The organism is Acinetobacter sp. AOR34_HL, assembly GCF_027854795.1.
Classification (GTDB): Bacteria; Pseudomonadota; Gammaproteobacteria; order Pseudomonadales; family Moraxellaceae; genus Acinetobacter; species Acinetobacter junii.
Genome location: NZ_JAKTID010000036.1, coordinates 25,051 through 42,907 on the forward strand (window position 1 = coordinate 25,051; position 17,857 = coordinate 42,907).

The 17,857-nt window shown below is 39.6% G+C and carries 14 protein-coding genes; 7 read left to right on the plus strand and 7 right to left on the minus strand.

Annotated elements, in window-relative coordinates; all coding sequences use genetic code 11:
* Positions 1-94: 94 nt before the first annotated feature.
* Both MKL32_RS05655 and MKL32_RS05660 read left to right on the plus strand, forming a co-directional pair.
* Entirely contained in the window at positions 95-1,357 is a 1,263-nt protein-coding gene (locus MKL32_RS05655; RefSeq protein ID WP_204379083.1) for a putative DNA modification/repair radical SAM protein, read from the plus strand.
* Positions 1,358-1,359: 2 nt separating this feature from the next.
* Entirely contained in the window at positions 1,360-2,154 is a 795-nt protein-coding gene (locus MKL32_RS05660; RefSeq protein ID WP_204379084.1) for a TIGR03915 family putative DNA repair protein, read from the plus strand.
* A gap of 51 nt (positions 2,155-2,205) precedes the next feature.
* Here MKL32_RS05660 and MKL32_RS05665 read toward each other — a convergent pair whose 3' ends face one another.
* Together MKL32_RS05665 and MKL32_RS05670 are read right to left on the minus strand one after the other, a co-directional pair.
* Positions 2,206-3,621, minus strand: a complete 1,416-nt coding sequence (locus MKL32_RS05665) for an SLC13 family permease (RefSeq protein WP_204379085.1) — start codon at positions 3,619-3,621, stop codon at positions 2,206-2,208.
* A gap of 113 nt (positions 3,622-3,734) precedes the next feature.
* Entirely contained in the window at positions 3,735-4,487 is a 753-nt protein-coding gene (locus MKL32_RS05670; protein WP_151760311.1) for a sulfite exporter TauE/SafE family protein, read from the minus strand.
* Between the two features lie 196 nt (positions 4,488-4,683).
* Here MKL32_RS05670 and MKL32_RS05675 point away from each other — a divergent pair, with 196 nt between their 5' ends.
* A complete protein-coding gene (locus tag MKL32_RS05675) occupies positions 4,684-5,793 on the plus strand; it encodes an HPP family protein (protein ID WP_204379086.1) in 1,110 nt (369 codons plus the stop codon).
* 64 nt (positions 5,794-5,857) lie between these two features.
* Here the strand turns inward: MKL32_RS05675 and MKL32_RS05680 are convergent, their stop codons facing one another.
* Positions 5,858-6,127, minus strand: coding sequence for a PspC domain-containing protein (locus MKL32_RS05680; protein ID WP_204379087.1), 270 nt, complete (start codon positions 6,125-6,127; stop codon positions 5,858-5,860).
* 343 nt (positions 6,128-6,470) lie between these two features.
* Between MKL32_RS05680 and MKL32_RS05685 the strand changes: the two genes are divergently transcribed.
* Positions 6,471-7,139: a hypothetical protein gene (locus MKL32_RS05685; protein WP_075696874.1), complete on the plus strand. Its 669-nt coding sequence runs from the start codon at positions 6,471-6,473 to the stop codon at positions 7,137-7,139.
* 53 nt (positions 7,140-7,192) lie between these two features.
* Here the strand turns inward: MKL32_RS05685 and MKL32_RS05690 are convergent, their stop codons facing one another.
* Positions 7,193-9,016 carry an acyl-CoA dehydrogenase C-terminal domain-containing protein gene (locus tag MKL32_RS05690; protein ID WP_004909455.1) on the minus strand — a complete coding sequence of 608 codons (1,824 nt, stop codon included), beginning with the start codon at positions 9,014-9,016 and terminating at the stop codon, positions 7,193-7,195.
* A 239-nt stretch (positions 9,017-9,255) separates the two neighbouring features.
* Between MKL32_RS05690 and MKL32_RS05695 the strand changes: the two genes are divergently transcribed.
* Positions 9,256-11,577, plus strand: a complete 2,322-nt coding sequence (locus tag MKL32_RS05695) for a hypothetical protein (RefSeq protein WP_204379097.1) — start codon at positions 9,256-9,258, stop codon at positions 11,575-11,577.
* 49 nt (positions 11,578-11,626) lie between these two features.
* Here MKL32_RS05695 and aroE read toward each other — a convergent pair whose 3' ends face one another.
* From aroE to ribA, 3 genes are all read right to left on the minus strand, one after another.
* Positions 11,627-12,415: a shikimate dehydrogenase gene (gene aroE, locus MKL32_RS05700; RefSeq protein ID WP_039047484.1), complete on the minus strand. Its 789-nt coding sequence runs from the start codon at positions 12,413-12,415 to the stop codon at positions 11,627-11,629.
* A 416-nt stretch (positions 12,416-12,831) separates the two neighbouring features.
* Entirely contained in the window at positions 12,832-13,773 is a 942-nt protein-coding gene (gene hemF / locus MKL32_RS05710; protein ID WP_201898013.1) for an oxygen-dependent coproporphyrinogen oxidase, read from the minus strand.
* 131 nt (positions 13,774-13,904) lie between these two features.
* On the minus strand, positions 13,905-14,507 hold the full coding sequence (gene ribA, locus MKL32_RS05715; protein WP_005403269.1) for a GTP cyclohydrolase II: 603 nt from the start codon (positions 14,505-14,507) through the stop codon (positions 13,905-13,907).
* A gap of 306 nt (positions 14,508-14,813) precedes the next feature.
* On the opposite strand from ribA, the gene dxs reads away from it, so the two are divergent.
* Both dxs and MKL32_RS05725 read left to right on the plus strand, forming a co-directional pair.
* The gene (dxs, locus tag MKL32_RS05720) at positions 14,814-16,709 is read left to right on the plus strand and encodes a 1-deoxy-D-xylulose-5-phosphate synthase (protein ID WP_005403268.1); all 1,896 of its coding nucleotides are present in this window, start codon (positions 14,814-14,816) and stop codon (positions 16,707-16,709) included.
* Positions 16,710-16,831: 122 nt separating this feature from the next.
* Positions 16,832-17,662 (plus strand): inositol monophosphatase family protein, encoded by an 831-nt coding sequence (locus MKL32_RS05725; protein WP_151760306.1) that lies wholly within the window; start codon positions 16,832-16,834, stop codon positions 17,660-17,662.
* Positions 17,663-17,857 lie beyond the last annotated feature (195 nt).

Here is a 17,857-nt window from a genome sequence, read left to right on the forward strand (position 1 = left end):
ACGTCACCTCATGACGCATAACATCTTTACCAATCTTAATTTTCAAATCATGAAATGTTAGCTTTGAAATGATGTTGTCACTGAGGTGTTTGCTATGTCTGATCGCATTCGTGAAAAATTACAAATTCTTGCGGACGCAGCTAAATATGATGTGTCCTGTTCCTCTAGTGGTAGTGACCGTAAAAATAAAGACAAAGGTTTAGGTGATGCCAGTCGGGCAGGGATTTGCCATAGCTATACCGAAGATGGGCGCTGTGTTTCATTGCTGAAAATCTTGTTCAGTAATGTTTGTATTTTTGATTGTGCTTATTGTGTGTCGCGCCGTTCTAATGATGTGAAACGTGCTGCATTTACGGTACAGGAAGTGGTTGACCTGACCATTAATTTCTATCGACGTAATTATATTGAAGGGCTATTTCTGAGCTCAGGTATTTTCAAGTCAGCCGACCACACCATGGAGCGCATGCTGCAAGTGGTGAAAAAACTACGTCTAGAGGAAAATTTTAATGGCTATATTCACCTGAAAACTATTCCAGGTGCATCGCCTGAGCTGATTCATGAAGCAGGACTTTATGCTGACCGTATGAGCATCAATTTAGAAATGCCAACTGAGGTCGGATTAAAAGCGTTTGCGCCTGAAAAATCACATCAAGAAGTACAAAAAGACTTGGGGCTAGTGCGAGATCGACTGATTCAACTCAAAGATGAACGCCAGATTATCAAGCATGTGCCAAAATATGTACCCGCAGGGCAGACCACGCAAATGGTGGTCGGCGCACATCAGGAAACTGATCAAGACGTACTTGTGATGGCAGATCGACATTACAAGGAATTTAAACTGAAACGGGTGTATTTCTCAGGTTATATTCCAATCAACACAGAAAATAACTATTTACCAGCAGTCGGTTCAGCGCCACCTTTGTTGCGTGAAAATCGTCTTTATCAAAGTGATTGGTTGATGCGTTTTTATGGTTTTGAAGTCAATGAAATCGTCAATGAAAAACACCCACATTTAGATTTGGATGTAGACCCAAAACTGAGTTGGGCGTTGCGTCATCCTGAGCAGTTTCCAGTGGATTTAAATCGTGCTGACTATCGCATGATCCTTCGTGTACCAGGTATCGGCGTAAAGTCAGCCAAGAAAATCGTGCAAGCGCGTCGTTTTGGCAAGATACATACTGATTTACTGAAACAACTCGGTGTGGCGTATTCACGTGCCAAGTTTTTTATTCGTTGTGAAGACAGTCCACGGTTTCAAAAGGAACTTTCTACGACTGATATTCGTCAGCAAATATTAACGCAGGGTTCATCCAAGTACTTGAAACAACTGTCACCTCAGTTGAGTTTAGGATTCTAAACATGCTCAGTGATGGTGTGGTTTATTACTATTTTGATGGCTCTATGGTCGGTTTACTCAACTGCGTATTTCGTGCTTTTCAATTTAAAGAATTCCACGTGCAATTGTGTTTAAACCAAGGCGCACAGCATGGTTTATTTGCCACGGTGGTTGAAATTCCAAATCATGAGCAACATGCAGCACGTGTTTGGTCAGCCTTACAGCAGAAATTGTCGCATTCATCTTTGAAACAATTTTATTTTGCCTATTTATCGGAATCCTTGGATGCCTATCAGCATTTATTTAATTACTGTATCTATGTCTTTCGACATCAACATTCAGTTGAGAAGAATTATTCGCATCCTAGTGTTTTAGCGATTTCACAATGGACGAAAAAGGTGGGACGCGAAAAGCATCGTATGGAAGCATTTGTGCGTTTTAAGAAAACCACAGATGGATTGTTTTTAAGTTTGGTTCGCCCTGATTTTAATGTGCTGCCTTTAATACAGCCGCATTTTAAGCGTCGTTATCAAGATCAACGTTGGTTGATTTATGACGAACAACGAAAATATGGATTGTATTATGACTTACACGAGATTCATGAGGTGTCTTTAGATGCTCATCAGGTTGACTGTAATATCGAAAATGGGGCCAGTCAAAACTTTCAATTAGAATTAGATGAACAAGAAGAATTATATGATCAGCTTTGGAAAGATTATTTCAATAGTATCAATATTAAAGAACGTCAGAATGTGAAATTGCATGTGCAATATTTGCCTAAACGTTATTGGCGATATTTGAATGAAAAATACGTTTGATCTTCTCTCTTATTCAAAGCGATAAAAAAGCGCCGTAGCGCTTTTTTGTATTTAGAGGAAAAACCAGTAAACAAATATTGAAACCAGTGCGATACATAAAATATTGAGGATAAATCCAATTCGCATCATTTCACTTTGTTGAATATGCCCCGTACCAAATACAATCGCATTCGGTGGTGTTGCGACAGGGAGCATAAACGCACATGAAGCACCGATTCCGATGACAACTACAAGAATTTCTTTTGGAATTCCCATTTGATCAGCGATTGCTGCAAATACTGGAACCAGCAGAGCAGCCGAGGCTGTATTACTGGTAAATTCAGTTAAGAAAATAATAAATGCAGCTACAATCACGATGACTAGGAATGGTGAGGCATCACCAAATGCATTTGCCAGAGTTTGCCCAAGTACCAAAGAAGAACCAGAGTCTTTTAAAACGGCACTTAAAGTTAAGCCACCACCAAATAGCATTAATACGCCCCAGTCCGTATTGTCTGCAATATCTTTCCAAGTGGCGATTCCTAAGATCACGACCATACAGGCTGCAAGAACTGCAATCCATGTATCAGGTTGAGTAATTCCAAACTGTTCGCTGACGCTTTTACCAAAAATCCATGCCAATGCAGTGATAGTGAAAACTAACATGGTTAGAATACGATCACGGTTCCAAGGGATAGTTTCTGTTCTGAATTCCACACGATGATTAAGTTTAGGTCTGAGCACGATATACAAACTAAATAACATCGCAGGGAAAATGATGAGCATCATAGGCAAACCGACTTTCATCCAGTCTGCAAAATCATAGCCTAATGCTTTCGCTGCAATCGCATTGGGTGGTGAGCCAACTAAAGTACCTAAACCGCCAATACTTGCTGAATAAGCAATACCTAAGAGGATAAATACGAAAGTTTTACGTTCTTTTTGCGCATCAAAATGTGAAAGCAAACCCAATGCAAGTGGAAGCATCATAGCCGCAGTAGCAGTATTTGAAATCCACATCGACAAAACGGCTGTGACCAAACAGATTGCTAAAACAGCTACTCCCAGATGCCCTCTAGACATTGCAATAATCCACATGGCAATTTTTCGATCAAGTTTTTGCACATGCAATGCAGTTGCCAAGGCAAAACCACCAAAAAATAGAAAAATCGTTGGATCAGCAAAAGTACTCAGTGCCTTGGTGGTAGAAATAGCTTCAATCTCACCATCTCCTCCCACACTTGGCATACCGACAAGAACCGCGAGCACAGGGACTAGTAATGCCGTGATGGTGATGTGAATGGCTTCAGTCAGCCACAAAATACCGATAAATAACAATAGACTTAGACCTTTATTGGCATTTTGGTCATAAGGCAAAATTTCATATAAACCGAAAGACAGCAGTGCTGCAATTGCAATAATCACCCAGCCACGGATTAAACCTTTGGGCATGGCATTAGTGGGTGTTTCGAGGTGAGGAACATTCATAAAATATCCTTATTTGAGTTGTTCTAGTTGCGATAGCGTATACAACTGAATAACCATAAAGTCTCAAAGAACTAGAAGTAAATATTAAGTTCTGCCATCTATGTAAAATCTTTTTAAATCATGTTGATTCCCTGCCACAGTGCATTGGTACCGAGTACAGTCAAAATGACTAAAATAAGGCGTTTGAATTTTTGTTGAGAAATATGAATTCTGATCTTAGAACCAAGATAAATAAAAAATAATGAAAAAATCGTAATTGCACACAATAGATATATCTGTGCCTGATCAAAGGTCAAAAGCGTTGGGTAGAGTATCGAGAGCTGGATTAATTTGCTGGCAAGAAAGCTAATGTTGGTAATCATCACGATGTCATTTTTACTGTGCTGTGTACTTAACAAATACATCATCAAAAATGGAGCCATCGCATTGGTTGCGCCTCCGATCACACCTGCAAGCAACCCAAATATGAGCATGTTTTTAATTGAGCGACGTAGGTGCAAAGGTTGCGATCTAAATTGATCTAATACATAGAGCCAAATGACCATCCCTAACAACAGTTTGAGATAACTTTCATCAATATAAAGCAGTAGCATGACGCCAAACAGGCTTCCAATCAGGCTACTACCGATAAGACTCCAGTAGTTTTTTACATAATATAATAGGGATATCGGGGCTTTTTCATGCGTCCCTAACACACTTAGATTCATGATAATACAAGGAATAAGTACCATCGCGACGGCAGTCTGTAGAGGGTGAAACAGAGACAATGCTGCTGTACTGATCATCGGAAATCCGAAACCACTCAGACCATGTAGTAATGCTGCTAATGCACACAGCAGCAGTGTTAAAAACTCAGTTTTATACAAAACAGTTCTCTAGCGCAGTAGTGAATTGATCAATCATCGGTATTGGTTAATTTATAATATTTGGTAAAAATTACTTGAATAATAGATTATCAGATTATCTCATATCTTTAAGATGTAACTTGAATACACCTTATTTGGCTTTGCGCGTATACTTGCTTCGTTCGAAAATCAAAACATCCAACCAACAAGGTGCATTGTGAACTTGACCCAATTAGACTGGATAAATTTACTAAAACCTAATTATAAAGTTCTTCCAGTGAAAGAACGTCTGTTCTCAGGCTTTGGCGCACTGTGTGGTTTGGCGATTTCTTCTTTAATTAGTTGGTATGTATTGGGCGGGATGAATGCCTGGTATATCGCGCCGATGGGTGCATCTTCCGTTTTATTGTTTGCAGTTCCAAATAGTCCATTAGCACAGCCTTGGAATGTGGTGGTTGGTAATACTTTAGCAGGATTTATTGGGGTGGCATGTACCCAGCTTTTACCTGATTTAACCACAGCATTTAGTGTGGCTGTTGGATTGGCTATCTTTATGATGATGACCACAGATTCATTACATCCACCAAGTGGAGCTGTAGCCATTACTGCGGTTCTGGGTGGAGAGGCTGTACATAAGCTCGGCTTTCATTTTATCCTTTACCCTGTATTGCTCAACTCACTTTTATTACTTGTTTTTGCAGTGTTTTTTAATCGACTGATTGGGCGAAATTATCCGACTATGCCTCATCTCAATGAACGCTCCAAAGACCCAACACCTACTCAAAAAGTATCGATTCAACCCAAAGATATCGAATATGCTTTAGAGCAACACACTGAACTATTAGATATCAGCCAATACGATTTAGAGAAAATCATTTTAGAAGCACAAGAACATGCGAATGAGCGATTAAATCATTCGTTCGTATGTCAGGACATTATGAGTCGAGATGTAATTAAATTATATGAGAATGACGATATTCATCAGGCTTTGGACAAGTTTAAATCGGTTAATTTAATGAGCCTGCCTGTTGTGAATGATCAAGATCAATTGGTTGGAACTCTGGCATTGTACGAAGTCGTTGAGTGGTTCAAAGGGGCCACTGATCCGCGAAATTCTTGGCAACATTATGTGAAACAGATCATGAGTCGTCGAGTTGTGAAAGTTGATCCATTACAACCGATTCAAGACCTTGTACCTTATTTTGTTGAAAAATCTTTTAATTATATTCCTGTGGTCGAAGAGCTGCGTTTAATTGGAATTATTAGTCGGGCTGATATGATTGCGGCTTTGCATCAGCAAATCAAACAACAATCATCTGTATTGTGAGCAAAAAAAAGCTACGGTTGTATAGGGGTAAATCCAACCGTAGCGACCAAACTAAAAAATAAGATTAACGTTTGATTCCTTGATCTTCATACACTGTTTTAACAGGTTGGTTGTAACCTTGTACATGCTCAACCCGATTCGCCTGTCTTTTTGGAATGACTAACCACATGATTAAATACACCAAAATACCTGGGAAAGCGGCGCTCATAATTGAAATAATCACAAAGATTAAACGTAGTAAATTCACATTCCAACCAAAACGTTCCGCAATACCGCCCATTACACCAGCGATCATGCTTTGTTGGTTTGAGCGATATAAACCAGAATTGGCCATCGAGTTTTTCTCCTTAAATAAATGAAACAACAGGGAAAAATCAAAAAATTGAGATAATGTGCTGTTGTTATATTAGAGATAGGGTCAAATTCATTTTTTTAAAGTTTCTGTAAGCGAGAGAATAGTTACGGTATGTAAAGAATTGATGGAAAAACCGACACTATCGCCTAAAATGCACCGACTTAACGCATCTTGCGATAGCAACCTGCGATTTCAGACTCATCGTTACTTTATTTCTATTCCTTTTGTAGATGTGTAAATGTATATCCTGTTCTTTATGATTTACACGGGGTGGAGAGGTCTTGAATAAAATGAACGATGTTGATGTTAGAGAATGATGAATATGCAGTTTCGGTTATTCTTACAGCCCCTCAGTGTAGGAACTCTATTGGTTTTAGGTTTGACAGCATGTGATGGTCATCATCCTGAACCAGCGATATCACACAGTCAAACCCAGCCTAAACCTGTTGAGGCGGCTGTATCGACTGTGCTTGTAGATGATCAAGCAGTTTCCAGTGAAGGTGTTGCTTTAACTAAAGTAGCAGGTCAGGCAACCATTCCTCATGTTGCATCGAAACATATAGAAAAACCATCACCGCAAGATTTGATCTATGCTGGGCGTTATCATGCGCGTATTCCATGTTCTGATCCTTTTGCTGGATGTGTGAACAATGAAAACGAAGCCGAATATATTATTAATTTACTAGATGATGGATCTGTATTTTGGACCAATACCAGCTTTGGACGTTTGGGCACTGATTCATCACAGAATATTGCCAAAATTGAACAGACCTGTAAGCAGGTTCATTGGCATGTTCATAAAGATCAAAATGAAATCATGATTCGTTGTGATGCAGCGGATGTGAATTTGTACTATAAAATTAATGCGAATCAAGATTTGGTGATGAATTTAGACAAGATTTGGAATGGTGATCACGGACAAAATCGGAAGTTTTTTAACGAATATCCGTTTCCTAAGAAAGCCTATGTTTTTGAAAAAGTAAAATCATGATGGATTCAAATATAAAAAAGAGCGCTTAAGCGCTCTTTTTTATGCAGTTTCGATTAGTAATCGAAGCTGAAGTGTTCTGGTGCAAGAGAAGTCAATGTACGAGAAGTCGATACCATTGATTCTGCATGACCTTGAGCACGTGGCAATAAACGGTCAAAGTAGAAATCTGCAACTTTGATTTTTGCTTTATAGAATTCTGGAGTTTCAGCACCGTTACCAGCTTCTAATTTTTCAGAAGCGATTACAGCTTGTTGAGCCCAGAAGTAAGCCATCATTACATAACCAGAGAACATCAAGAAATCATTAGAAGCAGAAGATACGATGTCACGGTCTTTACGCGCTGCAAGCATGATGCGAACAGTTAATGTATTCCATTGAGCGCAAAGCTTAGTTAAGTCCCAAGCGAAGCGACGTAAATACTTGTTGCGAGCATGTGCAGCACAGAATTTTAAGATTTCAGCAGTATAGTCACGAACAACTTTACCTTTTGAGCTTAAAAGCACTTTACGACCTAATAAGTCAAGTGCTTGGACACCCGTTGTACCTTCATACAATGTTGAGATACGTGCATCACGTGCGATTTGTTCCATGCCCCATTCTTTGATGAAACCATGACCGCCATATACTTGGATACCATGGTTTGCAGCTTCCAAACCTAATTCAGTCAAGAAACCTTTAAGAATTGGAGTATAGAAACCAAGTTTGTCATCGGCAGCTTCATAAGCAGCTTGATCACCACTTGCCAGCGCATCAGCCATTTTATCTGCAAGTTTGGCAGCGTGATAAATCATTGCACGACCACCTTCAGCTACAGCTTTTTGAGTTAAAAGCATGCGGCGAACGTCTGCGTGGTGAATGATCGCATCAGCAACACGCTCTGGCTCTTTTTTACCAGAAAGTGCACGCATAGACATACGGTCTTTCGCATAAGGTAAAGCACCTTGGAAAGAAAGTTCAGCGTGTGCGATACCTTGAACAGCTGTACCAATACGTGCAGTGTTCATGAAGGTAAACATGGCATGTAAACCTTTGTTGATTTCGCCGATTAAGTAACCAGTTGCGTTATCAAAGTTCAATACAGCAGTTGCTGAAGCACGGATACCCATTTTGTGTTCGATCGAACCACAAGAAACCGTGTTACGCTCACCTACACCACCATCAGCAGTTGGGATGAACTTAGGTACGATGAATAACGAAATACCACGAGTACCAGCAGGTGAATCTGGAAGACGTGCAAGTACGATGTGGATGATATTCTCTGTTAAATCATGCTCACCTGCAGAGATGAAGATTTTTGTACCAGAGATTTTGTAAGTACCGTCAGCAGCAGCTTCTGCTTTAGTTTTTACTTGACCTAAGTCAGTACCACATTGAGGCTCAGTTAAGCACATTGTGCCAGACCAAGTACCTTCAACGAGTTTAGGCATATATGTATTTTTTTGCTCATCAGTACCGAATTGCATGATGGTGTTCATACAACCTGTACTTAAACCAGGATACATCGTGAACGACCAGTTCGCAGTACCCATCATTTCTGATTTGATAAGGTTTAAAGACATTGGTAAGCCTTGGCCACCAAACTCTTCTGGATAAGAAAGACCTTGCCAACCACCCATTACAAATTGGTCGTATGCTTCTTTGAAGCCTTTAGGAGTAGTTACTTCGCCGTTGTTAAAAGTACAACCTTCTTCGTCGCCAGACTGGTTGATTGGAGAAAGTACGTTTTCGCAGTAATCAGCCGCACCTTCAAGAATCATGTCAACTGTATCAGCATCAGCATTTTGACCACTTGTCAAAGTTTGGTAATGTGCTGGATAATCGAACACTTCATTCATTAAGAAGCGAATATCACGGAGCGGGGCTTTATAAGCTGGCATAATCTTAATCCTGTATTTGAATCGTTGTGGATTATCTGTATCAGTACTTTGATTATTCACAGTGGTGATAAAAATACATTGATAAACACTGTGGAAAAGACTGTCAGAAAAGCTAATTAAGGCTAAAAACACTTAGTTGAAAATTCAATTTTCTGCTAAAGTTTTAGACTCGTTTTGAATATGAAAATGATCCATTTAGTAATTGAAAATATAACGATATAAAGGTGTTTGATAAAGCTATGCGTTTAAAATATTTAACATTATGTTTGTTTGGTCTTAGTATTTCAGGTTGTTCTCAGCATGTCATTAAAACCAATTCAAGCTCTTCTAGTTTAGAGCAAAAAGCAATAAATAGCATCAATGCGATGTACGAATATCCGAGCTACGACTATCGGGGGAAATTTAATATTCATGTTGACCTTGATCAGCATAAAGCTGAAGCAGATCAACAGAAAGATGTTTTAGATGCTGCTTTGAAACAAAAGGTTGATCAATATTTGCGCGAGCAAAAAGTCAATTTGGATGCAAAACAAAAACAAGCACTATATAAAGCTTTGGCAGAGCAACCGAAAGGTTTGGGCAATAGCAAGTTTGATAAATTTGCTCGAGTAATGGCTAACATTTTAAATGATATGCAATTTGAGTATGATGGATCTGTGCATTATCGACAAAAGATGGGCTCGTTTAACCTCACTGCTCGTTATGAAAAACCAACCTTATTGGTTCAAGCGAAAGTTCCGATGGTTTTGGATTTAAATAACTACAAGTTCTACATCAATTATTTTGCATTGATGCCGTACTTGGTGAATAAAGAAAATCAGAACAATTTAGCGTATTTAGATTTTTCAAAATACCAAGGTTTGTTTAAACAAGTTGATTACAAGAAATTTGCAGAATACATCAAAGCATCGAGTGCTATTTACTATCGTTTAGCTGATCCAAACAGTATCCAAACTTTGTCGGTGAGTTCTGCTGATCAAGCTGCGGGTGTGGTAGAGAAAATTCGTTTAAAAACCACAATTGAAGAGCTGGTTCTGCAAGCGAATCTATATAGCAAAGTGAATGAAAAATACTTAATGCAAAGTATTTTGAAATTTGATGAGCAAAATCTTGAAAAATTGATTTCAGAGCAAGACAAAACAGACACTGCTTCAAAGGCTGAACAAAGTGGCACTTTATTAAATTCAAAGGCAGCAGCTGATGATGCGAGTGTGGTGAGCCAAGAGTTGTATCGTTTAGTGAATCAACACTTTGGAGTAGAAGAGCCAGAGGATGAATATACTGAAGAGGCAGATGCAACCAAAGTCGCAGCAGAGGATGTGGCTCAAGAAGCTGAAGATATCACAGAAGAGGCTGATGCCGTTGCAGAGTCTGCCACCGCGACAGAACATGTGCTAACAGGCGAGCAATGTACGGCATTACAAAATGCTGCCAAAACAAATTTTGGTGATATTCAGTATTGTCAAACCATGTACGATGTCGATGTTTTGGGTGAGCAGAAAACGCCATCGGGTTTCTTGTCTTATATTGAGAAATTGGTCGCAGTTGAAAAAGAGTTTGTTCAATACGATCAAAATCAATTTATTGATGATCAGGGCTTTAAAGCACTTTGGCTGAAGCATCAAGCAGACATTCAAAAAGCATTACCACCTGTTGAAAAGCGTAATCCTTTCGTGATGGATGTTGGCTTGGATGCGCAAGGGCGTGCAGTCAAACTTGATTATGACTTAAATTATGCACTGCCTGAGCTGAAGTCGAGCTTTAATATCAAAGCAGATATGCTGGTGACAAATTACGGTAAAGCAACCCCGATTGCTCAAGCTCAGTTAAAGCAAGCTAAAACATGGGCGGAAGCGAGTAAGGGTTCTATCCTTGAACAAGCGATCGGCAGTTTCTCTGAAAAATTAGGTCAAACAGGCATTCAAGAGCGCTCAGCACAGCTTTATACATTATCTTTGGATGATCAGCTCAAAGTAATTGCTGAGCAGCGTTACGATGCTACGCAGTCATATGAACAAACCTACAAAGCGGTGTTCATTGCTAAATTGGTTGAGAGTAATCCAATCCTTGCAAAACGTTACACTTCTCAAGAGCTACAAGAAGTCGCAAGTGTTTATGCTTATTGGTTCTCAGATGAAGAGGTATATAGTCCTGAAGGTAAGGCTCTAAAACAGATCGAAAGCTTACAGAAAAAACACCATTTGGAGCAAGAAGATCAGTTTGATGATAAGTTGGGTCAAGCTGTAAATCGTTTAGTGACTGATGCAATGCGTGGTGACCAAGACCGTCAGCAATGGAAAAAGCTAAAAGCTCAATATAAGCAACCACAGCAATTGTTTGCGAAACAATATCAAATCCAGTTTGAACAAACCAATGGTATTTCGAACGAAGAAAAGAGCTTGTTGGAGCAAACAGCGAATGTGCTGGGGCAAGTATATATAGACGCACGTAAAAATCAGCTTTCTGATAAATCATTGAAGGCATTGAAAATTGAACATAATGAATTTATTGATTATGAAATCTTCAAAGATGTTTATCAGAAAATGATAAGCACAAAATAATTCAGTTAAAAAAGAACCTGCATCATGCAGGTTCTTTTTATGGTTTGATTTATAAGAAGTCTTTTAATTCAGGTTTCACGCCATTCCAAATAGAGAAAGCTTCAATGGCTTGCCCCACTAGCATGCCGAATCCATCTGTAGAGGGGACTTGTCTCATAAGGGCTTGATCAAGGAAACTTGATGGTTTTCCGTATGCCATTTCGTAGGCGTGATGAAAAATAAGTGTTTGGGGTAATTGCAAAGCTTCACCCGTTAAACTTGCCGAAGTCGCATTAATGACGATGTCAAACTCACCTGTCAGTTGATCTAGGCTGATTGCATGTAGTTTAGTATCGGGCACAGCCGTTTTTAAATCTTCAACCAATTGTTCTGCACGGGCTAATGTACGGTTGGCAATCACGATTTGTTTTGCACCAGCTTGAACCAGAGGATAAATCACACCGCGTGTTGCGCCACCCGCACCCAAAATCAAAATATGGCTATTTGCTAAGTTCCAATTCAAAGCTTGTATTGCCGCAACTAAACCTTGCCCATCGGTATTATCACCGTATAGTTGACCGTCTTGCATCCATAAAGTATTGACTGCTTTGGCAATCTTGGCACGTTCAGTGAGTTGGTCACATAACGCAAAGGCCTGCTCTTTAAAAGGCACAGTGACATTCATGCCAACACCATTTTGATCGAAGAACGCTTTAACTGCGGACTCGAAACCATCTAGCGGAGCAAGAATTTTTTTATAATTTAAATCAACGCCGGTTTTTGCTGCAAAAGCATGATGCAATTCTGGTGAGCGGGATTGTTCAATTGGATTTCCAATAACAGCAAATTGTTTCGTCATGAGTCATCAGCTTGATTGCGGTGGTCAAAGTTTATTAAAGATACATGGTGTGCCGCAATATTGATTTACATCTCGCACCATATTACAGGCTGATTTAATTTTCAGAACATGTTCAGATAAGACTGAATTTTGCTGAGATTTATACAAATTATGTTATGAGTATCTTTCTTGTTAGACATGCCGAAAGCATTGCAAATATTAATCATCGTAGTGATTGTCACACGGACAATTTTTACAGTTATTGATTACTTTGATCAAACAGCCTCAAAGTTTGAGTAAGTCTTTGATGCAAAGTTTTAGATCAGATTTAATTCATAACCCTATTAACAACACTGAGATCTTTATATTTAGAACTTAAATGAATGTACAAATAAAACACATCCCTGATTTATAAAAACAGGGATGTAGAGTAGGGATTATTTTGTTAAACCTAACCAATCTCTTGGTTTTAAATAATAGTCTGTAAGTCGTTTCTCTTGCGAGTCAGCATCCCATTCTGGACGATACGACCAACCTGCTAGATTCGGTAAACTTACTAGAATTGACTCAATACGCCCACCAGTTTGTAAGCCGAACAAAGTGCCACGGTCATAAACCAAATTATATTCTACATAACGCCCACGACGATAAAGTTGGAACTCTCGTTGTGCTTCTGTATAGGGTTGCTCACGATGCTTTTCAAAAATAGGTAAGATCGCCTCTAAGTATCCATTTCCAACGGCTTGTATATATTTAAAACAAGTTTCGAAATCCCACTGATTGAGATCATCAAAGAACAGTCCACCTACGCCGCGTTGTTCATCACGATGCTTTAAATAGAAATAATCATCACACCATTGTTTATGTTCTGCATAAACATTTTCACCAAAAGGCTTGCATAAGTCATAAGCGGTTTGATGCCAATTTTGAATATCTTGATCATCTGGGTAAAAAGGTGTCAGATCGAAGCCACCACCAAACCACCACACAGGATCTTGACCTTCAGGTTCGGCTACAAATAAACGAACATTAGCATGTGAGGTTGGAATATTAGGATTTTTAGGATGAATGACTAATGAAACGCCCAAGGCTTGTGCTTTTGCACCAGCAATCTGTGGATGGCGTTCTGTCGCTGAAGCAGGTAGTTTGCTGATGTTAATGTGGGAAAACATCACCCCACCTTTTTCGATTACTTCACCATTTTGTAGAACTCGAGAGCGACCACCACCGCCTTCGGTTCTCTCCCAATCATCAATGATAAACTCAGCGGTTCCACCGCCTGCCCGTTCCTGTTGTTCTAAACCTGCGCAAATTCGTGTTTGTAGATCAAGTAAAAATTCACGAACACGTTGAATATCAGCTGAAGTTGGATGCTGCATGATGATCCTCTTGAGGTGATCTATGTATTAGTAACATCAAAACATAAAACCATAAAAAAAATAAGGGATTTTTAATCATTCTGATTAAAAATCCCTTGATTGCTTTATTTTTAAACGTTTAAGAAGGTGAATCAGAAGTCATCTTTTTGATAAAGATGATCCATACGCTCACGTTTGGTTTTTAAATATTGCTCGTTGAACGGATTTTTTCCAACAGTAAGTGGTACACGTTCAACAACATTAATACCAAGATCGGTGAGTGCTTTAAGTTTTAGAGGATTGTTAGTAATCAACTTAACCTCTTTCACTTGGAGATGATCGAGCATAATACTGCACATATCATAACGACGTGCATCAGCAGGAAGATTCAACAGAAGATTAGCATCAACCGTATCATGCCCTTGATCTTGGAGTGCATAAGCTCGGATTTTATTGGTCAATCCAATGCCACGACCTTCTTGACGTAAATAAAGGATGACACCTTGACCTGCTTCATTGATCAAACGTTGGGTTGCTTGCAGTTGAGGACCACAGTCACATTTCAGTGAGGCAAAAGCGTCGCCCGTAAGACACTCTGAGTGAATACGAACTAAAACAGGAGTATTTGGTGGAGTTTCTAAACCTTTAGAAAGCGCCACATGTTCTTCACCCGTCTTTGGGTCTTGAAACACGGAAATATTGAAGTCACCGAAAGCAGTTGGTAGCTTTGATGTTGCAATAAATTCAATCGGCACAGATTTATTCACCATTATCAGAAAAACTGTCAAAGTATAGCCTAATGTGTGAAGATTGCGTGAATTAGAATGTCTGATTTTTCACACAAGTTTTTCTTTTTCATACAAAGCACATAATAATAGTTGATAAACAGTGACATAATTCAGGATAATCTGATGGCTATACTGTAAATGTATGCAAGAGAATGTTCAGCACTACATCATTCGCACATGTGGCTGATTGAAGGTGCATCATATTTAATTGTATGATCACCCCCATTTAACCCAGCTTCGGATTTGCCAGGCTTAAAAAGGCTTTGCCACATTATGTTGTATACCGAAATTCCAACTCAACGCCCTGTTACGCCATTGTTGGATGAAATCGATCATCCTGAGCAATTACGTCAGCTCGAGCAAAGCCAACTCCCTCAAGTGGCAGATGAGTTGCGTCAATATATTTTGTATGCAGCAGGACAAAGTGGTGGTCACTTTGGCGCAAATTTAGGTGTGATTGAACTGACAGTTGCTTTGCACTACTGTTTCAATACACCAGATGATCGTTTAGTTTGGGATGTAGGGCATCAAGCATATCCTCACAAAGTCCTGACTGGGCGTCGAGAACGTATTACCACAATTCGTAGTAAAGGTGGTTTAGCTGCATTTCCAGCACGAGATGAATCTGATTTTGATACTTTCGGTGTAGGACATTCTTCAACAGCAATTTCTGCTGGATTAGGCATGGCACTCGCTCGCCGTTATCAGCAAAAGCCTTGCGAAGTTGTTGCGATTATCGGTGATGGTGCAATGACAGCAGGGATGGCTTTTGAAGCCATGAATGATGCTGTTGCACATAATGCTGATCTAATCGTGGTATTGAACGATAATGATATGTCGATCTCATGCAGCACGGGTGGTTTTGCAAAACATCTCGCTGCGATTTGGGAAACTGGTCAATTGGTCAATGTAAATGAACAGGGCGAAGCTTATGTTCAGCCACATCCAAAATGGACATACAATTCGCGTTTGCATCAATCTGCAACAGATGCAGCTGATAACTTATTTAAAGCGATTGGTTTTGACTATTTCGGACCTTTTGATGGGCACAATGTTGAACAACTTGCTCAAGTCTTCCACGCATTAAAAAAACGCAAAGGTCCGCGATTAGTTCACGTTTACACTAAAAAAGGTAAAGGTTTCGCTCCAGCAGAAGCAGATCCGATTACCTATCATGCCATTACTAAGATTACACCTACTGCTTCAGCACCAGTTAAAAAATCACCACCTAAATATTCAGATGTATTTGGACAGTGGTTATGTGACGAAGCTGCACAAGATGCACGTTTATTAGCGATCACACCTGCAATGTGTGAAGGTTCTGGCATGGTGAAGTTTGCACAGCAATACCCAGAGCGCTTTTTTGATGTTGCGATTGCTGAACAGCATGCAGTGACTTTAGCAGCGGGTATGGCGTGTGAAGGTTTAAAGCCTGTTGTCGCGATTTATTCAACCTTCTTGCAACGTGGCTACGATCAGTTGATTCATGATGTAGCATTGCAAAATTTAGATGTCACTTTTGGTATTGATCGTGCTGGATTAGTTGGCGAAGATGGTCCAACGCATGCAGGTGCATACGATTATGCCTATATGCGTACTGTACCTAATATGGTGATTATGGCGCCAAAAGACGAAAATGAATGTCGTCAAATGCTACACACTGCATATCATTATAAAGGTCCAACAGCAGTTCGTTACCCACGTGGTGCTGGAACAGGTGTAGAAATTCAACAACAAATGACTGCCTTAGAGATTGGTAAAGCTGAAATTGTTGCAGAATTTAATTTGGATGCAGATCAGCAGATTAGTATTTTGGCTTTCGGGAGTCGAGTGGTAGCTTCAGTCGAAGCAGCGCAACAATTTGCGAATAAGCATGCAATAGGTGTGCGTGTGGTAAATATGCGTTTTGTGAAGCCATTGGATGAACAAATGATACGCACACTTGCTGAACGAACTCAGCTTTTCGTAACTGTTGAAGAACATGCCGTGATGGCAGGTGCGGGAAGTGCAGTAAATGAATTCCTCGCACAAGCAAAAATCGTAAAGCCAATCCTCAATTTGGGTTTGCCAGATGAGTTTTTACATCAAGCTACACATCAACAAATGCTTGCCGATTGTGGTTTGGATGCGTATGGGATTTTAGCTTCAATTGAACGTGCTTGGTTTTAGATAAATAACGGAAACAATTTTTCGTAAACATTTTTCCCCTAAAAGCCCTTATATTTGATAGAATGTAAGGGCTTTTATGCATTATTCTTTGTCAAAATCTTCAAATTTGTAGTGGGTGTTCAATGGAACCTATGGTGGTTATGGCTGCGCGTGCGGCTCAAACAGTTGGTCAAGAGCTTTTAAAGGCACATCAAAATCGTCATAAACTCGATTTACAAGTTGAAGAAAAAGGCATTGATGGTCCAGTAACACGTGTTGATCGTTATTTGGAACAACTTACAATAGATACACTTCGCAAAAGCTATAAAAATCATAGCTTCCTAGGTGAAGAGTTTGGTATGCAAGAAGGTAAAGGTCACGACGCTGATTGGTGTTGGGTGATTGATCCTTTAGATGGTACTCAAAACTTTATCAATGGTTTCCCTCACTTTTGTATTTCTATCGCTGTACAACACAAAGGCGTGACACAACACGGTGTGATCTATGATCCAGTTCGTGATGAATTATTCTCTGCAAGCCGTGGTCGTGGCGCAGTAATGAATCAACGCCGTATTCGTGCAAATGTCAAAGATAGTTTAGATAAAACATTCCTAGCAGTCGGTCATCCTTATCGTGCAAAGCGTAATGGTGAAATCGTTTCTTATGCAGAGCAACACTTTGCTTCGTTATTGGCAGTCACAAAATCTGGAGCTCAAATTCGTCGTGCAGGTTCAGCAGCATTAGATTTGGCATATGTTGCTGCGGGTCGTTTTGATGGTTTCTTTGAATTAGGTTTAAAACCATGGGATATCGCTGCAGGTGAGTTAATTGTTAAAGAAGCGGGCGGTGTGGTTGTGGATGCTCGTGGTGGTAATGATTCAATGGAAAATGGTCAAGTCATTGCTTGTTCAATGAAAATGTTAAAACCACTAATGCAAGCAGTAGTTCCAGCATGGAGCGAAGCTGCAAAATAAATTTTAGATTAAAAAACCCTCAATAATTTGAGGGTTTTTTTTATTATGATCTGATAATAATGAAGGAGTTATTTTTATAATTTCATCTTCTTTAATCGGTCAGATACAAATAATAAAGGTGATCCAGTAGAAAAACCTATTAAAAAGGGTGACTTTTAAAATTATTCTGCTATAATCCGCCCACGCACTTAAATT

Bases quoted from the DNA above. Each gene is read 5' to 3' on its own strand.
- MKL32_RS05655 (WP_204379083.1), top strand. From the start codon at position 95: ATGTCTGATCGCATTCGTGAAAAATTACAAATTCTTGCGGACGCAGCT.
- MKL32_RS05660 (WP_204379084.1), top strand. From the start codon at position 1,360: ATGCTCAGTGATGGTGTGGTTTATTACTATTTTGATGGCTCTATGGTC.
- MKL32_RS05665 (WP_204379085.1), bottom strand. From the start codon at position 3,621: ATGAATGTTCCTCACCTCGAAACACCCACTAATGCCATGCCCAAAGGT.
- MKL32_RS05680 (WP_204379087.1), bottom strand. From the start codon at position 6,127: ATGGCCAATTCTGGTTTATATCGCTCAAACCAACAAAGCATGATCGCT.
- MKL32_RS05685 (WP_075696874.1), top strand. From the start codon at position 6,471: ATGCAGTTTCGGTTATTCTTACAGCCCCTCAGTGTAGGAACTCTATTG.
- MKL32_RS05690 (WP_004909455.1), bottom strand. From the start codon at position 9,016: ATGCCAGCTTATAAAGCCCCGCTCCGTGATATTCGCTTCTTAATGAAT.
- MKL32_RS05695 (WP_204379097.1), top strand. From the start codon at position 9,256: ATGCGTTTAAAATATTTAACATTATGTTTGTTTGGTCTTAGTATTTCA.
- aroE (WP_039047484.1), bottom strand. From the start codon at position 12,415: ATGACGAAACAATTTGCTGTTATTGGAAATCCAATTGAACAATCCCGC.
- hemF (WP_201898013.1), bottom strand. From the start codon at position 13,773: ATGCAGCATCCAACTTCAGCTGATATTCAACGTGTTCGTGAATTTTTA.
- dxs (WP_005403268.1), top strand. From the start codon at position 14,814: ATGTTGTATACCGAAATTCCAACTCAACGCCCTGTTACGCCATTGTTG.
- MKL32_RS05725 (WP_151760306.1), top strand. From the start codon at position 16,832: ATGGAACCTATGGTGGTTATGGCTGCGCGTGCGGCTCAAACAGTTGGT.